21 protein-coding genes are annotated in these 19,039 nt (G+C 66.7%); 9 read left to right on the top strand and 12 right to left on the bottom strand.

The genetic code is table 11. From position 1 onward, the window contains the following. The first annotated feature begins 49 nt into the window (after window positions 1-49). From AAIO73_RS03180 to AAIO73_RS03170, 3 genes are read left to right on the top strand one after another with little or no spacing between them, the layout of a single operon-like run. A complete protein-coding gene (locus tag AAIO73_RS03180; protein ID WP_345876173.1) occupies window positions 50-439 on the top strand; it encodes a hypothetical protein in 390 nt (129 codons plus the stop codon). Further along, entirely contained in the window at window positions 436-1,824 is a 1,389-nt protein-coding gene (locus tag AAIO73_RS03175; RefSeq protein ID WP_345876172.1) for an NAD(P)H-hydrate dehydratase, read from the top strand. The genes AAIO73_RS03180 and AAIO73_RS03175 overlap by 4 nt, the downstream gene beginning before the upstream one ends. Continuing rightward, window positions 1,815-3,017, top strand: coding sequence for a class I SAM-dependent RNA methyltransferase (locus AAIO73_RS03170; protein WP_345876171.1), 1,203 nt, complete (start codon window positions 1,815-1,817; stop codon window positions 3,015-3,017). Before AAIO73_RS03175 ends, AAIO73_RS03170 begins: the two co-directional genes overlap by 10 nt. A gap of 107 nt (window positions 3,018-3,124) precedes the next feature. Here the strand turns inward: AAIO73_RS03170 and truA are convergent, their stop codons facing one another. Together truA and fmt are read right to left on the bottom strand one after the other, a co-directional pair. Further along, entirely contained in the window at window positions 3,125-3,868 is a 744-nt protein-coding gene (truA, locus tag AAIO73_RS03165) for a tRNA pseudouridine(38-40) synthase TruA (RefSeq protein WP_345876170.1), read from the bottom strand. Beyond that, window positions 3,865-4,770 (bottom strand): methionyl-tRNA formyltransferase, encoded by a 906-nt coding sequence (fmt, locus tag AAIO73_RS03160; protein WP_345876169.1) that lies wholly within the window; start codon window positions 4,768-4,770, stop codon window positions 3,865-3,867. The genes truA and fmt overlap by 4 nt, the downstream gene beginning before the upstream one ends. A 53-nt stretch (window positions 4,771-4,823) precedes the next feature. Here fmt and recR point away from each other — a divergent pair, with 53 nt between their 5' ends. From recR to AAIO73_RS03145, 3 genes are all read left to right on the top strand, one after another. Then, window positions 4,824-5,420 (top strand): recombination mediator RecR, encoded by a 597-nt coding sequence (gene recR / locus AAIO73_RS03155; RefSeq protein ID WP_345876168.1) that lies wholly within the window; start codon window positions 4,824-4,826, stop codon window positions 5,418-5,420. A gap of 31 nt (window positions 5,421-5,451) precedes the next feature. After that, window positions 5,452-5,976 (top strand): peptide deformylase, encoded by a 525-nt coding sequence (gene def / locus AAIO73_RS03150; RefSeq protein ID WP_345876167.1) that lies wholly within the window; start codon window positions 5,452-5,454, stop codon window positions 5,974-5,976. Window positions 5,977-6,056: 80 nt separating this feature from the next. After that, window positions 6,057-7,481, top strand: coding sequence for a DNA recombination protein RmuC (locus tag AAIO73_RS03145; protein ID WP_345876166.1), 1,425 nt, complete (start codon window positions 6,057-6,059; stop codon window positions 7,479-7,481). 138 nt (window positions 7,482-7,619) lie between these two features. Here AAIO73_RS03145 and AAIO73_RS03140 read toward each other — a convergent pair whose 3' ends face one another. From AAIO73_RS03140 to AAIO73_RS03105, 8 genes are all read right to left on the bottom strand, one after another. Beyond that, a complete protein-coding gene (locus tag AAIO73_RS03140; RefSeq protein ID WP_345876165.1) occupies window positions 7,620-8,570 on the bottom strand; it encodes an arginase family protein in 951 nt (316 codons plus the stop codon). A gap of 30 nt (window positions 8,571-8,600) precedes the next feature. Continuing rightward, window positions 8,601-9,398, bottom strand: coding sequence for a TrmH family RNA methyltransferase (locus AAIO73_RS03135; protein WP_345876164.1), 798 nt, complete (start codon window positions 9,396-9,398; stop codon window positions 8,601-8,603). An 8-nt stretch (window positions 9,399-9,406) separates the two neighbouring features. Further along, window positions 9,407-9,628, bottom strand: coding sequence for a hypothetical protein (locus tag AAIO73_RS03130; RefSeq protein WP_345876163.1), 222 nt, complete (start codon window positions 9,626-9,628; stop codon window positions 9,407-9,409). A gap of 66 nt (window positions 9,629-9,694) precedes the next feature. Next, window positions 9,695-10,948 (bottom strand): N-succinylarginine dihydrolase, encoded by a 1,254-nt coding sequence (locus tag AAIO73_RS03125; protein WP_345876162.1) that lies wholly within the window; start codon window positions 10,946-10,948, stop codon window positions 9,695-9,697. A 2-nt stretch (window positions 10,949-10,950) separates the two neighbouring features. Then, window positions 10,951-11,964 (bottom strand): arginine N-succinyltransferase, encoded by a 1,014-nt coding sequence (gene astA / locus AAIO73_RS03120; protein ID WP_345876161.1) that lies wholly within the window; start codon window positions 11,962-11,964, stop codon window positions 10,951-10,953. Beyond that, the gene (locus AAIO73_RS03115) at window positions 11,961-13,166 is read right to left on the bottom strand and encodes a hydrolase (protein WP_345876160.1); all 1,206 of its coding nucleotides are present in this window, start codon (window positions 13,164-13,166) and stop codon (window positions 11,961-11,963) included. The genes astA and AAIO73_RS03115 overlap by 4 nt, the downstream gene beginning before the upstream one ends. Window positions 13,167-13,193: 27 nt before the next feature. Beyond that, window positions 13,194-14,090 (bottom strand): DUF481 domain-containing protein, encoded by an 897-nt coding sequence (locus tag AAIO73_RS03110; protein ID WP_345876159.1) that lies wholly within the window; start codon window positions 14,088-14,090, stop codon window positions 13,194-13,196. Between the two features lie 64 nt (window positions 14,091-14,154). Next, window positions 14,155-14,634, bottom strand: coding sequence for an RNA pyrophosphohydrolase (locus tag AAIO73_RS03105; RefSeq protein ID WP_345876158.1), 480 nt, complete (start codon window positions 14,632-14,634; stop codon window positions 14,155-14,157). Between the two features lie 62 nt (window positions 14,635-14,696). Between AAIO73_RS03105 and AAIO73_RS03100 the strand changes: the two genes are divergently transcribed. The 3 genes from AAIO73_RS03100 to AAIO73_RS03090 are packed head-to-tail and all read left to right on the top strand — an operon-like array spanning window position 14,697 to window position 18,222. Next, the gene (locus tag AAIO73_RS03100) at window positions 14,697-15,605 is read left to right on the top strand and encodes a histone deacetylase family protein (protein WP_345876157.1); all 909 of its coding nucleotides are present in this window, start codon (window positions 14,697-14,699) and stop codon (window positions 15,603-15,605) included. Window positions 15,606-15,615: 10 nt separating this feature from the next. Continuing rightward, window positions 15,616-16,980 carry a cryptochrome/photolyase family protein gene (locus tag AAIO73_RS03095; RefSeq protein WP_345876156.1) on the top strand — a complete coding sequence of 455 codons (1,365 nt, stop codon included), beginning with the start codon at window positions 15,616-15,618 and terminating at the stop codon, window positions 16,978-16,980. Window positions 16,981-17,022: 42 nt separating this feature from the next. After that, window positions 17,023-18,222, top strand: coding sequence for a class I SAM-dependent methyltransferase (locus AAIO73_RS03090; protein WP_345876155.1), 1,200 nt, complete (start codon window positions 17,023-17,025; stop codon window positions 18,220-18,222). Here the strand turns inward: AAIO73_RS03090 and AAIO73_RS03085 are convergent. Together AAIO73_RS03085 and hisI are read right to left on the bottom strand one after the other, a co-directional pair. Beyond that, window positions 18,211-18,678, bottom strand: coding sequence for a hypothetical protein (locus AAIO73_RS03085; RefSeq protein ID WP_345876153.1), 468 nt, complete (start codon window positions 18,676-18,678; stop codon window positions 18,211-18,213). The genes AAIO73_RS03090 and AAIO73_RS03085 overlap by 12 nt on opposite strands. Continuing rightward, window positions 18,675-19,034 carry a phosphoribosyl-AMP cyclohydrolase gene (hisI, locus tag AAIO73_RS03080; RefSeq protein ID WP_345876152.1) on the bottom strand — a complete coding sequence of 120 codons (360 nt, stop codon included), beginning with the start codon at window positions 19,032-19,034 and terminating at the stop codon, window positions 18,675-18,677. The genes AAIO73_RS03085 and hisI overlap by 4 nt, the downstream gene beginning before the upstream one ends. Window positions 19,035-19,039: the final 5 nt, after the last annotated feature.

Raw genomic sequence — 19,039 nt, 5'->3', positions numbered from 1 at the left:
CGCGCTGACGCGGGGATACCGGTCGCCCGGCTTGTGGTATCGATCGCCGATGATCGACAAACGCCTTCTCCTGGTGCCTGCGCTTCTGCTCGGCGCCTGTGATCGACAACCCGACCGGGACGTCCTCGCCAATGTCGAGGCGGAGCAGCGCACCGCCGCCGCTGATGCCGGTCGTATCGAATGTGCGACCGGTACCGCGTCGGTCGCGGCCGATTGCACGATCGAACGTATCGCCGATGGCAGCGACACGATCCTGACGCTGCGTCAGCCCGATGGCGGGTTTCATCGGCTGCGCATCACCCGCGACGGACGCGGCGTCGTCGCAGCCGATGGCGCGGAGGACGCAAGGGTGACCGTCATCGGCAATGACCGGATCGAGGTTGCGATCGGCGACGCGCGTTATCGGCTGCCCGCTACCATCGGTCCGGTCGCACGATGACCCTGTTCCCCGCCAGCGCACCGATCCTGCGCGCTGCCGAGATGCGTGCGGCAGAGGCCGCCGCCTTCGCATCCGGCGTGTCGCAAGACGCCTTGATGGAACGCGCCGGCACCGCCGTAGCGCAACAGGTGCAGCGTATTGCCTTCGGAAGACCGATGCTGGTTCTCGCAGGATCCGGTAATAATGGTGGCGATGCCTTTGTAGCAGCTAGACTTCTGGCGCAATGGGGTAACGATGTTACGGTCGCCGCGCTCGCGGGAAAGTCGGATGGTGCCGCCGCTCGAATGCGGTCTGCCTGGACCGGTTCGACAACGTCGATCGAAGATGCACGGCCGAGACCGATCCTCGTCGACGGCCTGTTCGGTACCGGCGTCAGCCGTTCGCTTGAACCCGACCTCGGCAGCCGCCTCGCTGCCCTGTCCAAGAACGCCTTCGTGGTCGCGATCGACCTTCCGAGCGGCGTCGACAGCGATGCCGAGCAATGCTTTGCCGGTGCCGGCCGCGCCGACCTGACCGTCGCGTTGGGAGCACTCAAACCGGCCCATGCGACCGGACCCGATGCGGAACGCATGGGCCATGTCGTCCTTGCCGAGCTTGCCATTGCGCTGCCTGCCAACGTCCGGACGATCCGGCGTCCGAGGATCGACGCGCCGGCCCGTACCGCGCACAAATTTAGCCGGGGCCTGATCGCGGTACTCGGCGGCGCGATGCCGGGGGCGGCGCGCCTCGCCGCACGCGCCGCGCTGTCGGCCGGCGCGGGCTATGTCGTGCTGACTGGCGACGCAGCGGGGCAGAGCAGTCCGGACGCGCTGGTCCGCCGCGACGATCTGGACGCGCTGCTGGGTGACGAACGACTGGCGGCTTTGCTGATCGGCCCTGGCCTCGGTCGCAACGATCACGCTCAAAGTCTGCTCGACCGGGCGCTTGCCACCGATGTGCCGCTGGTCATCGACGGCGACGCGATCTCGCTGCTTGCCCAGACCGGCCCGGAACGCATCGCCGCCCGCTCCGCGCCGACCTGGCTGACTCCGCACGAGGGCGAATTTGTCCGCATGTTTGCCGGAAAGGGCGGCAGCAAGATCGACCGCACCCGCGAAGCTGCGCTACAGGCGCGCGCGACCATCGTGCATAAAGGCCCCGATACCGTGATCGCTTGCCCGCAAGGCTCCGCCATCGTTTCCACCCACGGCCCTTCGTGGTTGTCCACCGCAGGCACGGGCGACGTGCTGGCTGGCACACTCGCCGCGCGTTTGCGGCCGGGCGCTGCTGCCGCTGCCGAACAGGCGGTCTGGCTCCACGGCCGCGCCGCGCGCCTTGCCGGTCCGGCCTTTGTCGCCGATGCGCTGATCGACCATCTGGGACAGGCGATCGCCGAATGTCGCTGACCGACGACGATGTGATCGTCCGCGTCGCAGCGCGTGGCGAGGGCGTGACTGCCGACGGCATCCATGTCCCCTTTGCCGCACCGGGCGACCGCCTGCTCGGCGACGGATCGATCGAGCCGGGACCGCATCATGCCGAACCGCCCTGCCGTCACTTCCCAATCTGTGGCGGGTGTCAGTTGCAACATATTAATCTGAAATCTGAAAGTGATTTCGTCGCAGACCGCGTCGCCGGGGCGCTGGCTTCGCAATCGCTGGCCGCGACGATCCGCCCGGCAATCCTGTCCGCACCCGAGACCCGCCGCCGCGCCACGCTCCATGCCGACCGCCGCGGCAAGCAGGTGACGCTCGGCTTCACCGAGGCCGGCAGCCACCGCATTGTCGACGTCCGCGAATGCCATATCCTGCTGCCCGAATTGTTCGACGCGATTGCTCCGCTGCGCCGCCTCCTTGGCCTAGCGCTTAAAGACCGCACGCGCGCCGACGTGCACCTCGCCCGCGTCGATCAAGGCATCGACGTCCTCATCATCGGTAAGGTCGCCGAAGGGCTTGCTGCCGCCGAAGCGCTGACGATCTTCGCACAGGAACAGGGGCTTGCCCGGCTGTCAATCGATGACGGCATGGGGCCGGAGGCGCGGTGGGAACCCGAACCGGTCACGGTGACGCTGGGCGGCGTGCCCGTGCCGTTCCCGCCCGGCAGCTTCCTGCAGGCGACCGGCGATGGTGAGGCTGCACTGATCGCTGCGGTCGACGAAGCGGTCGCCGGTGCGGCGATCGTCGCCGATCTGTTCGCCGGGCTCGGCACCTTCACCCTGTCGCGCGGCGCCGACATCCGCACCTATGCCGGCGAGGCGGGACGCGAAGCGATCATGGCGCTGAAGCTCGCCGCCGCCCGCGCCGGTCGCCCGGTCGTCGCCGACCATCGCGACCTGTTCCGCCGCCCGCTGACCCCGACCGAGATCGACCGGTTCGACGCCGTCATCCTCGACCCGCCCCGCGCCGGCGCGCGTGAACAGGCGGCGGCGCTGGCCGAGGCGAGGGTGCCCGTCATTGCCTATGTTTCGTGCAATCCCAGCAGCTTCGCGCGTGATGCGAAGACATTGGTGCAAGCCGGCTACCATCTCGATTGGGTGCAGCCGGTAGGTCAATTTCGCTGGTCGACCCATGTCGAACTGGTCGCGCGACTGGTGCGCTGACTTTCCTACTCGGCCCTGTTCTGCCATTCAGGATCGGCGGCGGGGTCAGGTAGAAGCTGGGCATGACGCGAAGCACGCACGAGTGTGAACTTCGTGAACTTTGACGCTCAGGACGGGTAGTCGGCGCCCACGAAATACAGCCCGTCGGGCGGCGCGTTCAACCACAGCGCGGCCCGGTCGCGTGCGGCGAGGATGTCGGCAAGATCGTTGGGCGTCCGCTTGCCTTGTCCGACCATCGATAGACAGCCGACCATCGATCGCACCTGATGATGCAGGAACGAGCGGGCGGCGGCATGGATCGCGATCCGCTCGCCGTCGCGCTCCACCTCCAGCCGGTCGAGCGTCCGCAGCGGGCTATCCGCCTGGCAATGCGCCGACCGAAAGGTCGTGAAGTCGTGCCGCCCGACCAGCCGCGCCGCTCCTTCGGCCATTGCCGCCACATCCAGCTCCTGCGGCACCCGCCACGCCAAGCCTTGATCGAACGTCAACGGTGCACGCCGACAGACGATGCGATAGACATAGGCGCGCTGGATGCACGAGAAGCGCGCATGCCAGTCGTCTTGCACGACCTGGCAATCAAGGATCGCCACCGGATCAGGCCGCAATCGCGCGTTCAGCGCCTCCATCAGCCGGAACGGCGCGAACTCCTTGGCGACATCGACATGCGCCCGCATCGCGGTAGCATGGACCCCGGCATCGGTCCGGCCGGCGGCATGGACGGCGGCGGTCTCGCCGGCGACCTCCAGCAGCGCGCGTTCGATCGAACCCTGTACGCTCGCCCCTTCGGACTGGCGCTGCCACCCGACGAACGGCCGCCCGTCATATTCGACCGTCAATGCGAAACGGGTCATGCCAGCCGCGTGCCCTCGGGGATTGCAAAGCCGCGCAGCAACTCGGCCGGCGTCATCGCTCCCCGCCCGGCGCGCTGGACCCGCGTCGGTCGCAACGCTCCCTCGGCACAGGCGATGGTCAGTGCATCGTCCATGACCGTTCCCGGCGCTGCGGCCCCGTCGACTACCTCCGCTGCCAGCACCCGTACCCGCTCGCCATTCAATTCGAAGAAGGCCCCCGGCGCCGGATTGTACGCCCGCACCTGCCGCTCGGCATCGACCGCGCTGCCATCGAAGCGCAACCGCGCCTCGCTCTTGTCGATCTTGGCGGCATGGGTCACCCCCTCGCTTGCCTGCTCGATCGGCGGATAGCCGTCCGGATTAGCCAGTACCTGCAGCATCAGTCGCGCGCCCATCGCGCTCAGTTCCCCGGCCAGCTCGCCCGCGGTCTTGTCGGCGACCGGCGTCCGCCCCTCCAGCCGCACCGGCCCCGTATCCATCCCCGCCGCCATCTGCATGATGCCGACCCCGGTCTCGGTGTCGCCGGCAAGGATTGCGCGCTGGATCGGCGCCGCCCCGCGCCATCGCGGCAGCAACGAACCATGGACGTTCAGACACCCTAGCCGGGGCGCATCCAGCACCACCCGCGGTAACAGCAAGCCATAGGCCGCCACCACCGCCACGTCCGCCTTCAGCGCTTGGAAGTCCGCTTGCACCGCCGGATCGCGCAACGTCGCCGGCACCCGCACCCCGATCCCCAGCGATTCGGCAAGTCGGTGAACGGGGGAGGGGGTCAGCGCCTTGCCGCGCCCCGCGCGGCGCGGTGGCTGGCTATACACCGCGACGAGGTCATGCCCGGCATCGACCAGTGCCTGAAAGATCGGCACCGCAAATTCGGGAGTGCCCATGAAGATGATCCGCATGTCCTCTCTCGACACCGTGGCGTCCGCGCACGCAACCCCCTATCTTGTGCGCAATGGCCTCTCCCGAAATCGACGCGCTGACGCAGGCGCTCTCCCGCCTTCCCGGTCTCGGCCCCCGTTCGGCCCGGCGTGCGGTGCTGCATCTGGTCAAGAAGCGCGAGACGGCGCTCGATCCGCTGCTGGTCGCGCTCGACCGAGTGGCGCGCAATCTCGCAACCTGCTCGACCTGCGGCAATGTCGATACCACCGATCCGTGCGGCATCTGCACCGATCCGCGCCGCGATGATCGATCGCTATGCGTGGTCGAAGAGGTCGCCGATCTGTGGGCGCTCGACCGTGCGCGGCTGTTTCCCGGGCGCTTCCATGTCCTTGGCGGCCGGCTCTCCGCGTTAGAAGGTGTCCGTCCCGACGACCTCGCCATCGACTCGCTGATCGGTCGCGTCGCGGCGGGCGGTATCGACGAAGTCGTTCTCGCAATGAATGCCACGCTGGAGGGGCAGACCACTGCCCATTACATTGCCGAGCGGATCGAGAAATACCCTGTCCGCCTGACCCAGCTCGCCCACGGCCTGCCGGTCGGGGGCGAGCTCGACTATCTCGACGAAGGCACGCTCGCCCAGGCGCTCCGCGCCCGACGCCCGGTCGCTTGACGCTCCAAACTATGCTACATAGCTAGCCGCTATGGCCATTCTTCCGATCATCGAAATCCCCGATCCCCGCCTCCGCCTCGTGTCCGAGCCCGTAGAAGGCGTGACCGACGAGGTGCGGACGCTCATCGCCGATATGTTCGAGACGATGTACGATGCCCCCGGCATCGGCCTCGCCGCGATCCAGGTCGCGGTGCCCAAGCGCGTACTGGTGATCGACCTGCAGGAGCAGGAGGACGAAGAGGGCAAGCCGGTCAAGGCGCCCAAGGCGTTCGTGAACCCGGTGATTGAGGAAGTGTCGGACGAGCTGTCGACCTATCAGGAAGGCTGCCTGTCGATCCCCGAACAATATGCCGAAGTCGTCCGCCCCGCCCGTTGCCGCGTGACGTGGCTCGATGAGCAGGGTGACGCGCATGACGAATGGCTCGACGGGCTGATGGCGACCTGTCTCCAGCACGAGATGGATCACTTGAACGGCGTGCTGTTCATCGACCATCTGTCGCGGCTGAAGCGCGACATGGTCATCAAGAAGCTGAACAAGGCGCGCAAGGCGGCGTAAGCGACGAACCGATCCCCCTTCGCCTTGTCGGGCGGGCGGGGCGGGGGTAGGTTCCGGGTCCGTTCCTCCCGGAGTATCGCATGGACCCGCTTGTCATCGTCATCGTCGCCGCCGTCCTGCTCGCGGGGTTGGCGATCGGCTGGCTGATGGGCAGCCGGCAGGTCCAGTCGCTGCGCGAAGAGCGCGACAAGCGCGAGGACGATTTCAAACAGGCGATCGCCGATCTGGCACTCGCCAGCGAACGCGCCAAGGACGTGCCGGCGCTGCGTGAGGAACTGGCCGAGATCCGTGCGGACCGTGACGCGCTGCTGATCGATCATGCCGCCCTCAAGGCCAATGCCGCTGCGTTCGAGGAACGGCTGACCGAATTCAAGGACGCGCGCGAGGCGATGGCCTCGCAGTTCCGCGAAACCGCGCAGATCATGCTCGACGGCGCGCAGAAATCCTTCCTGCAACGCGCGCAGGAACGCTTCGCCCAGGCCGGCGACACCAACGAAATGAAGCTCAAAGCGCTGCTGGCCCCGGTCGAGGCGACGCTGAAGCGCTACGAAGCCAGCATCGGCAAGGTCGAGAGCGAGCGGCAGGAAGCCTATGGCACGCTCAAGGGCCTGATGGACGCGATGCGCATCGGTCAGGAATCGGTGAAGAGCGAGGCGGCCAAGCTGGTGAACGCGCTGCGCTCCGCGCCAAAGGCACGCGGCCGCTGGGGTGAGCAGCAGTTGCGCAACGTGCTCGAAACCTGTGGCCTCGCCGAACACACCGATTTCCAGATGGAGGTCTCGGTCGATCATGGTGACGGTCGCCTGCGCCCCGACGCCATCGTCAAGGTGCCCGGCGGCAAGAGCCTTGTGATCGACGCCAAGGTGTCGCTCAACGCCTATCAGGACGCACACGGGGCGGTCGACGAGATCGAGCGCGCCGCGTTCATGACCGCGCACGTCGCGTCGATGAAGAACCATGTCAACGCGCTCGGCGCGAAGAGCTACCAGTCGCAGTTCGAGGACACGCCCGACTATGTCGTAATGTTCGTGCCGGGCGAGCATTTCCTCGCCGCCGCGCTCGAACATGCGCCCGACCTGTGGGACTATGCCTTCGACCGCCGCGTGCTGATCGCGACGCCGACCAACCTGATCGCCATCGCCCGCACCGTCGCCGCGGTCTGGCGGCAGGAAAAGCTGGCCGGTGAAGCGCGGCAGATCGGCCAGCTTGGGCGCGAACTCCATGCCCGCCTCGCCAAAATGGGCGAGCATGTCGCCAAGCTCGGCAAGAACCTGGAAGGTGCCAACGCCGCCTACAACGCCTTCGTCGGCAGCCTTGAATCGCAGGTGATGACGTCGGCCAAGCGGTTCGAGACGCTAAATATCGATACCGCCGGCAAGTCGATCGAACCGCTGCCGGTCGTCGAGCAATCGCCACGCCCGCTGACCAAGCTGGCGGTCGCGATCTCGGCCGCGGAAGATGCGGTCGACGAGCGCGTGGAAGCGGAAGGTGCCGCCGCGGAATAGCGCAAACCCACGTACCTAGTACTGGACATGCCCCGGCAGAGCCCGGGACCCAGTTGGGATAAATCGGTTTCGATAGTATAGACTTTGCCGCAACTGGACCCCTGCCTTCGCCAGGATACGGCGAAGGCCGCATGTGGCTTACGCGGCAGACGGCCGCGGCGGCGTTTGGCCGTTATCGCCGAGCACCAGCCCCATCGTCACCGCCACGATCCGCGCCGCCATCGCCGCGCACAGCCGGTGCGGACCGTCTCGCTCCGGCACATATTCCGCCAGAACCAACCCGGCGATCTCGCCCTTTTCGGCAAGCGCGGTCAGTAGCAACACGACCTCCTCATAGCGCAATCCACCAGGCGTCGGCATCGCCACCGCCGGAAACGCCGTCGGGTCTATCCCGTCGCAATCGATCGATACCAGATAGCGCCCGCCCGCAGGCACCGCATCGATCGCTGCATCGATCCCGCCCCGGATCAGGTCATAGGCGGTGACGATCCGGCTGCCCCAGTTCCGCGCATCCTCGATCTGCCAAGCGCCGCCGCTGCCGAGGCCCCGAACGCCGACCTGCACCATGCCGGTGACGTGCGGCATCTCCGCCAGCCGTCGCATCGGCGATCCATAGCCCAGCGGTTCCCCACGGATATCGTCACCCCAGTCGACATGCGCATCGATCTGCACGACGATCAACGGCCCGTAATCGGCAAAGCCCGCCGCAAACGGGATCGGCACCGAATCGTCGCCACCCAGCACGATCGGCACGGCACCGGTCGCCAGCACCGCGCGCGTGGTCGCCTCGATACGCTCGCGATTGCCCGCTGCATCCTCGGGCCGGGTATCGACATCGCCCAGATCGACGACACCGCGCGCATCGTCCGGATCCGGAAAGGGCGTGAAGCCGAGGTCGAAATCGATCTGCGACAGTTGCCGCGCGAACCCCAGCGACGCTGCGCGGATCGCGGCGGGTGCATCCGCCGAATGGCTCGGCGCACCATCGTCATAAGGCGTGGCTTCGCTCGCACCGAACAACACGATGCTGGGCTGTTCCAACGTATCAAGGTCGGCGGCGGGCAGGGCGGCGAAGGTGGGGCGGGTCATCCCCGCTGAATGCGCCGCATGCACAAAGGTTCAGGGACGGTGCTGACCCAGCACGGTGTACGCCATCACCGCCGTTGCGACCGCCGCATTCAGGCTGTCAGCCTTGCCCAGCATCGGAATCTTGACCAGCAGATCGCATTCCGCCGCCATATGCTCGGGCATGCCTTGCGCCTCGTTGCCGGTCAGCAGGAAGGTCAGATCGGGATAGGTCGCGCCGCGATAATCCTGCGTCGTATCGAGGCTGAGCCCGACCAACGTCCCCGGACCGCTGCGCAACCAGTCCTTGAACGTTGCCCAATCGGCCCGCGCCACGGCGACGGTGAAGATCGCCCCCATGCTTGCCCGCACTGCCTCGACCGAAAACGGATCGACACAATCGTCGATCAGGATCAACCCGCCGGCACCGGTCGCGTCGGCGGTGCGCAGGATCGTTCCCAGATTGCCGGGATCGCGCAGGCGTTCGGCGACCAGCCAGAGCGATGCATTGCGCCGGTCGATGCCCGCCAGTTCGGTCGAGAATTCGTCATAGACGCCGACCACCGATCCCGGATTGTCCTTCCCCGACAGCTTCGACAGGATGTCGACTGTCGTGGCGATGGCAATGCCCCCCGACGCCTCGGTCTCGTCGATCAGTGTTTCCAGCAGCGGATGCGGCGCGTCGCTCGCAAAATAAAGCTCGGCAGGCAGCCACCCGGCCTCGCGCGCTTCGGTCAGGATGCGCAGTCCCTCGGCCAGAAAGCGGCGCTGGTCGCGGCGATGGCGCTTTTCGCGCAGGTTGCGCGCGGCCTTCACCATCGGGTTCGAATAGGCGGTAATCTCGCGAGGCATGCGACGCTCTAGCGAACCTCGCGGTCCGCGTCGATCGAATCGAGAATGCGCGTGCCCGCCATGAACACCGCGATCGGGCACACCGCGAACATCAGCTTGCCGGCGATTCCCGGATAGAGTTGCATGTAATGGAAGCCGCGTTCCACCGCCCCCACGGCAAGGCCGTAGATGACGAGGAACGCCTCGAACTTCGACTTGATGGTGAACAGGTTCTTGAGCCGCGTCAGCATGTTTCCAAAGTACGCAATTTACGTACCAGCGGCGGTTTTCCGCCGGTTTCGGACCACACAACGTGGTTAACTGTCAATTAACCCGACAAGGTCGAATGCTTCGAGCAGCGCCCGCCGCGCCGCGACGATCGCATCGATCAGGACCGGATCGCCGATATCGGCCGGATCGATCCGCTCGGGCCAATGCGCCTCGATCACCGCCTCGATCCGGTCGAGCTTTGCATCGTCCACCAGAAAGCGTGGATCGATCGTCGCCGGATCGGCCACCACCCGCAGCCGCAGGCAAGCCGGACCACCGCCATTGGCCATCGATTCGCGGACGTCGACCACCTCCAGCCGCCGGATCGGCCCATTGCCCGCGACCAGTTCCTGCAACCACGTCCACACCGGTTCGTTCGCCCGCGCTTCCGCCGGAAGGATCAATGCCATGCCGCCATCGGCCAAGGTCACCAGCTGCGCGTTGAACAGATAGGAAGCGATCGCATCCGCGAGACTGACCCGCGCCGCCGGCACCTCGACGATCTCCACCGACGGCATCGAGCCGCGCAGATCGGCGAAAAAGCCGTCGCGGTCGTGGAATGCTTGCTCATGCGCAAACAGCACGCGCTCGTTGGCGACCGCAACCACGTCGTTGTGGAATGCTCCGGCCGCAATCGCTTCGTCGGATTGCCGTACGAACAACGTCCGCGCCGGATCAAGGCCGTGCGCGCGCGCCACCGTCTCGCACGCCTCGCGATGCTGGCGGGCAGGGAAGGGGCCGCCACTCACCCCATAGACGAACACCTCGATACCCGCCGTGCCATGCGTTTCGCACAGCCGCATATGGTTCGCCGCTCCTTCGTCGCCGAACGGCGCGGGTACCGGCCCATGCACGGCGAAGGCCGGGTCGGCAAAGGCCAGCTCAAGCTGCTTAAGGGTCGCCGGCCATTCATGGCTGCGATGCGGCATGGTCACGAGGTTCGCGACGGTCAGGTGGCAGCGTCCGTCATCGCAATCGGCGGCCGGCGACACGGTCGCCGCATTGGCCGCCCACATCGCCGACGCCGACAGCGCCTGGGCCTGCAGATGCGGTGCGGCACGCGCATAATCGGTCGCCAGTCGCGCTAGCCAGCGCGCGTCCGGCCGAGGATGCGGCAGGAGAATGCCCTGCGTCAGTCCCAGCGCTAGGTTCGCCCGCATTTTGGCGATCCCCTGCAACGCCGCCATGCGCGGGCGTGATATTTCGCCGGCATTGCGCGTCGCTGCCAGATTGCCGTGGCTCAGCCCCGCATAATTATGGCTGGGACCGATGATCCCGTCGAAATTGATTTCGCGCACCATCGTCACCGCCCCACATGACACAGCGTGTCGCCGACCTCGACGCCCAGCGCCCGCGCCGCCTCCGCATCGATGACGATGCCGTCGTCGCGGACCGTCACCTCCCCCAGACAGGCGCGGAAATCGGACAGCCGGCCAGTGGACAGCAACGACGCGTTGCCGCCGCCATTGTCGATGGCAACGACCTTGCCCTCGCGCCGGTCGCGGATCGTCATGATCTGATCGGTCCGCGCGGTCATGGTCGGCCCGCCATCGAAGATGTCGACGTAATTCTCATACGCAAAGCCTTCATTCTCCAGCATCCGCATTGCCGCGCGCCCGGTCGGATGGGGCAGGCCAAACACCGCCCGCGCCGCCTCGGGCAGCATCGCGATATAGACTGGATGGCGCGGCATCAGGTCCGCGATGAACTGGTTGCCATGGATCGCATTGAACTGGTCGGCGTCCTGGAAGGTCATGCCGAAGAAGCGCCCGGCCACCCCGTCCCAGAAGGGCGATCCGCCCGCCTCGTCGATGATCCCGCGCAATTCGGCCAGCACGCGGTCGGCGAAGCGCCCGCGATGCCGCCCGATGAACAGATAGCGCGAACGGGCGAGCAACAGCCCCAGGCCACCCGCCCGCTCGCCCGGATGCAGGAACAGGCCACCGACCTCGCTCGACCCCTCCAGATCGTTGACCAGATTGAGGATATCGGCACGGAACGTTCGGCCCAGCGCCTCGCTATGCTTGGTCAGCGTCGCGACGCGATAGGAATAGAAGGGCCAGCGCTGCCCGACCTTGGTGAACACCTGACAGGTGCCGCGTACCTCGCCGGTATCGATATTCTCCAGCACCAGCACGAACACCTCGTCGCGCGGCGTGTCCTCCTCATGGCTGAACGCGATGGCACTGCGCTCCAGCCGGGTGGTCAGCGCATTGCGATCGGGCGGCAGGTTGGTGAACCCGCCCCCGGTCAGCTTCGCCATTTCATACAGATACTTCAGGTCTTCTTCGCGAGCTGCGCGGATACGAAACGTCACAATCCCCCCTGTGCCACGATACGCGAGATGGCGACCGCCGACAGCGCGGCGCGCTCGGCCAGGCTGTCGACGATCATATATTCGTCAGCCGAATGGATCGCGCCGCCGCGCACCCCCATCGTGTCGATCACCGGCACGCCCTGCGCGGCGATATTGTTGCCGTCGCACACCCCGCCGGTGTCGCGCCAGCCGATCGGAATCGACAGGTCGCGGCCGACGTCCTGTACCAGCGCGAACAGCTTCGCAGCCCCGGCATCGATCGGCTTCGGCGGCCGGTTGAAACTGCCATGCACCGCCACGCCCACGTCATGGGCGGCGGCGACCATCGCCGTCGCCGCGTCGATCTGCGACCGGGCGCGGGCGATCTCGTCGCTCCCATGCGGTCGGAAATTGACCCGCAGCACCGCATGGTCGGGCACGACATTGTTCGGCCCGCCGCCCTCGATCCGTGCCGGATTGACCGCCAGTCGCGGCCCCTTCACCGCGTTGAGCCGCAGCGCGATATCGGCGGCGGCGACGATGGCGTTGCGGCCTTCCTCCGGATTGCGCCCAGCATGAGCGCTGCGGCCGCTGACCACGATCGAGAAATTACCGGTCCCGCCGCGCGCACCCGCCAGCGTCCCGTCGGGCAGCGCGGGTTCATAGGTGAATGCCGCGACCTTACCTGTCGCCATCCTCTCGATCAGCCCCGCCGACGCGAACGATCCGGTCTCTTCGTCAGAATTGATGACGACGTCATAGCCGAAGCGATCGCCGATCCCCGCGGCCTCGACCGCCTTCAGCGCGGCGAGCATCACCGACAAGCCGCCCTTCATATCGGCAGCACCGGGACCGTTCAGCGCCCCGTCCGGTAGATAGCGGGCGGTCTGGAACGCGTGATCCGCGCCGTACACCGTGTCCATATGCCCGGTGAACAGCATCCGCACCGGCGCCTCGGGCCGCACACGCAGCAGCAGGTGACGGCCATGGTCGATCGCCCGGACCTTGCCGTCGCTATCGACCGTCTCCACCGGATCGGGATCGATCAGTTCGATCGTGCCGGGCAGCGCAGCGAAGTCGTCGGCCAGCAGCCCCGCCATCTTCGCCAGTCCGGACAGGTTGCGCGTGCCGCTATTGACCGCGACCCATCGCTCGACCTGTGCCTGCATCGCCGCAGCGTCGATCGTATCGATCAAAGCGGCATCTTCATACGTCCTATCCATGCCCCGGTGTAACCGGGTTCGGTCGCTTCAGAAAGCATAGACCAAAGATGCACGCCCGGTGGTGTCGGTGTTGACGCGCCCGACCGGCGGGCGGCTTTCATACTGGATGTTGTACGAAAGCCGCGCCGATAGCGGCCCCAACAGCTTGGCATCGACTGCGGTCAGGCTGGTGACGGTGCTGTTCGCCGCCTGGACATAGGCCGACGTATCCTGCCGCAGCGTCAAGGCGGGTGTCATCCGCCAGTCGAAATCGACCGATCCGCGCGCCGCCAGATTGCGCTCGACCGTACCGGTGGTGAACGACGTATGCCGGAACGCCGGCCCGAGTTCGAGGTCGAGCGTCACCGGCCCGCGCGCGACGGCGGTATAGCCTGCCCCGCTCGACGCGGAATAACGATCATAATAGCCGAAGAACCGGTCCGATTCATATTGCGCCGCGCCGTAGATATAGAGTCGGTCGTCGACCTTGTAGTTGGGCTCGAACGCGCCGAGATAATGTTCGCGCGACGGAATGCCGTTATTTTCCTGATAGTCTGCCTGCAGTTTCAGCTTGTGGCGCCAGCGATAGCCTTCGCGGGACAGATCGAGCACGGCCGTGATGCCGAGATTGTCCGAATTGCCGCTGTTCACCCAGCCGCCAACCTCGGCGCGTCCCTTGACCAGTGCCCCGAACGATGCGGTGCGCAGCCGCTTCTCGGTCTTCTCGGTCCGTTCGAATGTATAGTGCGACGCGAGGTCGGCGATCTTCTGCGAATGTTTCGGCGCAGCCTTGCGCGCATAGCGGACGATCGTCGCGACGTCGTTGTCGTTGCCCGACGCCATCGCCTCTTCCAGCATCGTCCGGATCTCGATCGGCAGATCGGGTTCGGGTGGCGGTTCCGCGAAATACAGGCCGAGCGGCAGGAGGAGCGCGGGATTGGGCATCACCGCTCGCTATAGCCGATCGCCTGTCGACCGGCTGAACCGTTCATCGCAGCTTTGGCGCGGTTCACCGATGTAGGTGCTCGGCGAAGGCCGCAAGAACCCGTTCGTACAAGGTCTTCTTGAACGGCACGATCATCGTCGGCAGGTCGGCCGGATCGGCCCAACGCCATGCGCGGAATTCCGGCTCGGGCGTCGCGATGTCGATATCGCCATCCTCGCCTTCGAACGCGAACAGGAACCAGCGCTGCCGCTGCCCGCGCCATTTCCCCTTCCAGATCCGGCCGATCATGTCGTCGGGCAGGTCGTAGAGGAATTCGCCCGGTGCCTCGGCGATCAGCCGCACCTTGTCGGGCATCACTCCGGTTTCCTCGCGCAGTTCGCGAACGGCGGCTTCGATCGCTTCCTCGCCTTCGTCGATCCCGCCTTGCGGCATCTGCCACGCCTCCAGCGTCGAATCGAGCCGTTGTCCGACGAACACCTGTCCGTCGCGGTTCATCAGCATGACGCCGGCACAGGGGCGATAGGGGAGGCTGGTCTTGTCCATGCCCGCTTCCTAGCCGCGCCTCGCCGCTTTTGCGAGGACCAACGGCATCTTATCTCTGCTATGTGATCCCCGTTATCCACCATCCGCATTACGTCGCCGAAAGCCCGCCGGGCAGTCGCTATCGCTGGGGCAAGAACGGCCTCGTCCGCGACCTGCTGCGCGATATGGGGTCGGCGATCGACTGGCACGAAGGCGAACCGATGCCGCGTCGCTGGATCGAGGCGGTCCACGACGACAGCTATGTCGCCGAGGTGATCGAGGCGCGCGTGCCGCCGGCCAAGGAACGCCGGATCGGTTTCGCCGTCACCCCGCCCATGGCATTGCGTGCCGTCGCGGTTCCCGGCGGCACCTATGCCGCCGCGCGCGTCGCGATGGAACGCGGCTATGCCGCCAACACCGCGGGGGGCAGCCACCATGCGCTGGCCGATACGGGCGCGGGCTATTGCGTGTTCAACGACCTCGCCATCGCCGCGAACCGGCTGGTCGACGAAGGAACGTGCGACCGGGTGCTGGTGATCGATGTCGACGTGCATCAGGGCGACGGCACCGCCTCGCTGCTCGCCGGTCGTACCGGGCTCGCCACCTATTCGATCCATGCCGAAAAGAATTTTCCGGCGCGAAAGGCGCGCTCGACGCTGGATATCGGTCTGGCCGACGGGGTCGGCGACGACGAATATCTCTCGACGCTCGCGGCAACGCTTGTCCCGCTGCTGGACAGTTTCGCGCCGTCGCTGCTGCTCTACCAGGCGGGGGTCGATCCCTTCGCCGACGACCGGCTGGGGCGGCTGGCGTTGACCCAGGCGGGGCTGAACGAACGCGACCGTTGGATCGGACAACTGGCGCGGACACGCGGCCTGCCGATCGCAAGTGCTCTGGGCGGGGGCTATGGCGACTTGCTCGAAGTCGCGCATCGCCACGTCGCGTCGATCGTCGCCGTGGCGCAGGGAACCGGGATCGTCGTGCAGGCGTAACGCCTTGCGCATGACCGAACCCGTCCTCCTCTGGCTCCGCCAGGACCTCCGCCTGCGCGACCAGCCCGCGCTCGTCGCCGCCACCGAAGCAGGCGCCGTTATCCCGGTCTATATCCTCGATGACCAGAGCCCCGGCGACTGGGCGATCGGCGGTGCCCAGCGTTGGTGGCTGCACCACAGCCTCGCCGCCATGGACGGCGCGCTGCAGGCAAAGGGATCGCGCCTAATTCTCCGTCGGGGCGAGGCCGTCGCTGAACTCCGCAAGCTGATGCACGAAACCGGCGCGACCCATGTGCACGCCATGCAACATTACGAACCCTGGTGGGTCAAGGCACAGGACGAACTGGGCGACGATCTGACGTTGCACGACGGCAACCATCTCCGTCCGCCCGAATGCGTCCGCACCGGTTCGGGCGGCATGTTCAAAATCTATTCGTCCTATTGGAAGGCGCTGAACCAGATGCTGCCGCCGGACGATCCGGTGGCAATGCCGCGCTCCATTCCCACGCCGGAAAAATGGCCGAAATCGGACAAGCTGACCGATTGGGACCTGCTGCCGACGAAGCCGGACTGGTCGACCGCCTTCGCCAAATCATGGCAGCCGGGCGAGGACGGCGCGTTGAAAGCGTTGAAATCCTTCGCCACCCGCCTCGACGACTATGCGGAGGCGCGCAACCTGCCCTCGATCGACGGCAGCTCGAACCTGTCGCCGCACCTGCATCATGGCGAGATTTCCCCGCGACAGGTCTGGGCCGCGCTCGACGAACCGGGCGACAGCCTGACCACCTACCGCAAGGAACTGGCCTGGCGTGATTTTTCCAGCGGCGTCATCCTGTCGATGCCCGACTATGCCGATGCCAACGGCCGCCCGCGTTACGACAAGCTGAAATGGCGCAGCGGCGCGCAGGCGACCCGCGACCTGAAGGCATGGCAACAGGGCCGCACCGGCTATCCGATCGTCGACGCCGGCATGCGCCAGCTCTGGCAGATCGGCTGGATGCACAATCGCGTGCGGATGATCGCCGCGTCCTTCGTCATCAAGCATCTGCTGATCGACTGGCGTGAGGGCGAGCGCTGGTACTGGGACTGTCTGGTCGATGCCGATTTCGGCAACAATGCCGTGAATTGGCAATGGGTCGCCGGCACCGGGGTCGATTCGAACATGTTCGGTCGGATCATGGCGCCGCTGACCCAGTCGGAGAAGTTCGACGCCGCCGACTATATCCGCCGCTGGGTGCCCGAACTGGCGCATCTCTCGGACGAAGCGATCCACGACCCCGACGCCGCCGGTTGCCGACCGAAGGACTATCCCGAAAAGATCATCGACCATCGCGAAGCGCGCGAACGGGCGCTGACGGCGGCGCGCGGCATCTGATCCCCCTTGTCGGCGCCCGTGCGTCGTGCATGTAGGCGCGCGATGTCGTCCGACCGCTTCCGCATCCTTTCCCCCTTGTTTCGCCGGGCCTTGGCCCGGATCGATGCCGCCCTGACCGTCGGTGCGATCCACGCGACCTTGCCCGATGGCAGCACCCGCCGCATCGGCGGCCATGCGCCGGGGCCGGTCGCCGTGGTCGTCCTGCACCGCTGGCGGGCGATGTGGCGGCTTGCGCGGGGCGGATCAGCCGGGTGGTACGAGGCATGGGCCGATGGCGACTGGTCGAGCCCCGATCCGGTCCCGCTGTTCGACCTGTTCATGCGCAATGCCGAAACGCTCCGCGGCTCGGCCCGCGCGGGCGGCATATCGCGCCTGCTGCGCCGCCTCGCCCACCGCGCGCGGCGCAACGACCGACCCGGCGCCCGCGCCAACATCGCCGCGCATTACGACCTCGGCAACGACTTCTACCGCGAATGGCTCGATCCGACGCTGACCTATTCCAGCGCGATCTTCGACGGCGCCACCGGGCTTTTCGCGGCGCAGCGCAACAAGCTGACCGCGATCCTCGACCGCACCGCCACCCGCCCCGGCGACCGCATCCTCGAAATCGGCTGCGGCTGGGGCTCGTTCGCCCGGACCGCGGCGGATGCGGGGCGGCGGGTCGATGCCATCACCCTGTCGACCGAGCAGAAGCGACACGTCGACGCCCTTGCACTCCCCGGCGTCACCGTATCGCTGACCGATTATCGCGACGTCACCGGCACCTATGACGCGATCGCCAGTATCGAAATGGTCGAGGCGGTCGGTCGCGAATATTGGCCCGCCTATCTCGATGCGATCGCCGCGCGCCTGAAACCCGGCGGCCGCGCCGCGATCCAGTATATCGCCATCGCCGAGCCGCTGTTCGATGCCTATGCGCGCAATGTCGACTTCATCCAGGCGCATGTCTTTCCGGGCGGCATGTTGTTGTCCGAGCCGCGTTTCCGTGCCCTTGCCGAGGCACGCGGCCTCGCATGGCGGGACGTTCGCCGCTTCGGCCTCGACTATGCCGAGACCCTACGCCGCTGGCGGCAGGCGTTCGACAAGGCCCGCGCCGAAGGCCGCCTGCCGATGATCGACGACCGCTTCGCCGATCTGTGGCGCTACTATCTGATGTATTGCGAAGGCGGCTTTCGTGGTGGCGGCATCACTGTGGCACAGGTCACGCTGGTCAAACGGCCGGCGGCGGCGTCACCCGCATAATTGTCGCCCCTTGGGATCGCGCAGCGCCGCCGCCTCCGATCCGCTGTCGCTCAGCCGGTCGACTTCGAACCCCGCCAGCGAAGCGCGCCGGGTACACAGCCGCCTGCACGCCGCCGGCACCGCGCCGGCAAGGCGGATATGGTCCCCGTCATAGGTCGCCCCGAACGTACAGCCGCCGCCAAGGTCGATCCGTAGCGTTTCCCCCTCGCGGGTGAAGCTCCCATGGCCGCTGCAACCAATATCGTCGCCATAATCGACGAACATGCCGATCCGCTCTACAGCGATGCATAGTCGGTCGTCCTCGCGGGCATACAGCCCGGTCGGTGTTGCCGTCGCCGGATCGCGCACCACGCCGCGCGCGATCGCCGCTTCCTCCAGCGTGGCTGGCGCGCTGTCGGTCGTCGACGATGGCGAACATCCCGCCAGCAGCAGCGCCGCCGCAATCCAGAGTCTCACGTCGCGGGCACCAGCCGATCGCCCTCGATCCGCCGGAAGAAGCAACTGTCCGCCCCGGTATGGCACGCGGGCCCCGCCGGTTCGCACCGCAGCCACAGTGCATCCTGATCGCAATCGATCCGTGCCTCGACCACGCGCAGGACGTTGCCCGACGTCTCGCCCTTCTTCCACAACCGCCCCCGGCTCCGCGACCAGAAGGTCGCCTCGCGCGTTTCCAGCGTCAGGCGCAGGGCTTCGTCGTTCATGAAGGCGACCATCAGCGGTTCGCCGCTGGCGGCGTCGACGGCGATAGCGGTCAGCAGCCCATCGGCATCGAATTTCGGGTTGAGCACCAGTCCGGTATCGCGATTGTCCATCGCCG

It is taken from the genome of Sphingomonas epibiotica, assembly GCF_039615155.1.
Taxonomy (GTDB): Bacteria; Pseudomonadota; Alphaproteobacteria; order Sphingomonadales; family Sphingomonadaceae; genus Sphingomonas.
The sequence above is the reverse complement of the archived record's forward strand: the minus strand, read 5'-3'. Positions and strand labels throughout refer to the sequence as shown.

Bases quoted from the DNA above. Each gene is read 5' to 3' on its own strand.
- AAIO73_RS03180 (WP_345876173.1), top strand. From the start codon at position 50: ATGATCGACAAACGCCTTCTCCTGGTGCCTGCGCTTCTGCTCGGCGCC.
- AAIO73_RS03175 (WP_345876172.1), top strand. From the start codon at position 436: ATGACCCTGTTCCCCGCCAGCGCACCGATCCTGCGCGCTGCCGAGATG.
- AAIO73_RS03170 (WP_345876171.1), top strand. From the start codon at position 1,815: ATGTCGCTGACCGACGACGATGTGATCGTCCGCGTCGCAGCGCGTGGC.
- truA (WP_345876170.1), bottom strand. From the start codon at position 3,868: ATGACCCGTTTCGCATTGACGGTCGAATATGACGGGCGGCCGTTCGTC.
- fmt (WP_345876169.1), bottom strand. From the start codon at position 4,770: ATGCGGATCATCTTCATGGGCACTCCCGAATTTGCGGTGCCGATCTTT.
- recR (WP_345876168.1), top strand. From the start codon at position 4,824: ATGGCCTCTCCCGAAATCGACGCGCTGACGCAGGCGCTCTCCCGCCTT.
- def (WP_345876167.1), top strand. From the start codon at position 5,452: ATGGCCATTCTTCCGATCATCGAAATCCCCGATCCCCGCCTCCGCCTC.
- AAIO73_RS03145 (WP_345876166.1), top strand. From the start codon at position 6,057: ATGGACCCGCTTGTCATCGTCATCGTCGCCGCCGTCCTGCTCGCGGGG.
- AAIO73_RS03140 (WP_345876165.1), bottom strand. From the start codon at position 8,570: ATGACCCGCCCCACCTTCGCCGCCCTGCCCGCCGCCGACCTTGATACG.
- AAIO73_RS03135 (WP_345876164.1), bottom strand. From the start codon at position 9,398: ATGCCTCGCGAGATTACCGCCTATTCGAACCCGATGGTGAAGGCCGCG.
- AAIO73_RS03130 (WP_345876163.1), bottom strand. From the start codon at position 9,628: ATGCTGACGCGGCTCAAGAACCTGTTCACCATCAAGTCGAAGTTCGAG.
- AAIO73_RS03125 (WP_345876162.1), bottom strand. From the start codon at position 10,948: ATGGTGCGCGAAATCAATTTCGACGGGATCATCGGTCCCAGCCATAAT.
- AAIO73_RS03115 (WP_345876160.1), bottom strand. From the start codon at position 13,166: ATGGATAGGACGTATGAAGATGCCGCTTTGATCGATACGATCGACGCT.
- AAIO73_RS03110 (WP_345876159.1), bottom strand. From the start codon at position 14,090: ATGCCCAATCCCGCGCTCCTCCTGCCGCTCGGCCTGTATTTCGCGGAA.
- AAIO73_RS03105 (WP_345876158.1), bottom strand. From the start codon at position 14,634: ATGGACAAGACCAGCCTCCCCTATCGCCCCTGTGCCGGCGTCATGCTG.
- AAIO73_RS03095 (WP_345876156.1), top strand. From the start codon at position 15,616: ATGACCGAACCCGTCCTCCTCTGGCTCCGCCAGGACCTCCGCCTGCGC.
- AAIO73_RS03090 (WP_345876155.1), top strand. From the start codon at position 17,023: ATGTCGTCCGACCGCTTCCGCATCCTTTCCCCCTTGTTTCGCCGGGCC.
- hisI (WP_345876152.1), bottom strand. From the start codon at position 19,034: ATGGACAATCGCGATACCGGACTGGTGCTCAACCCGAAATTCGATGCC.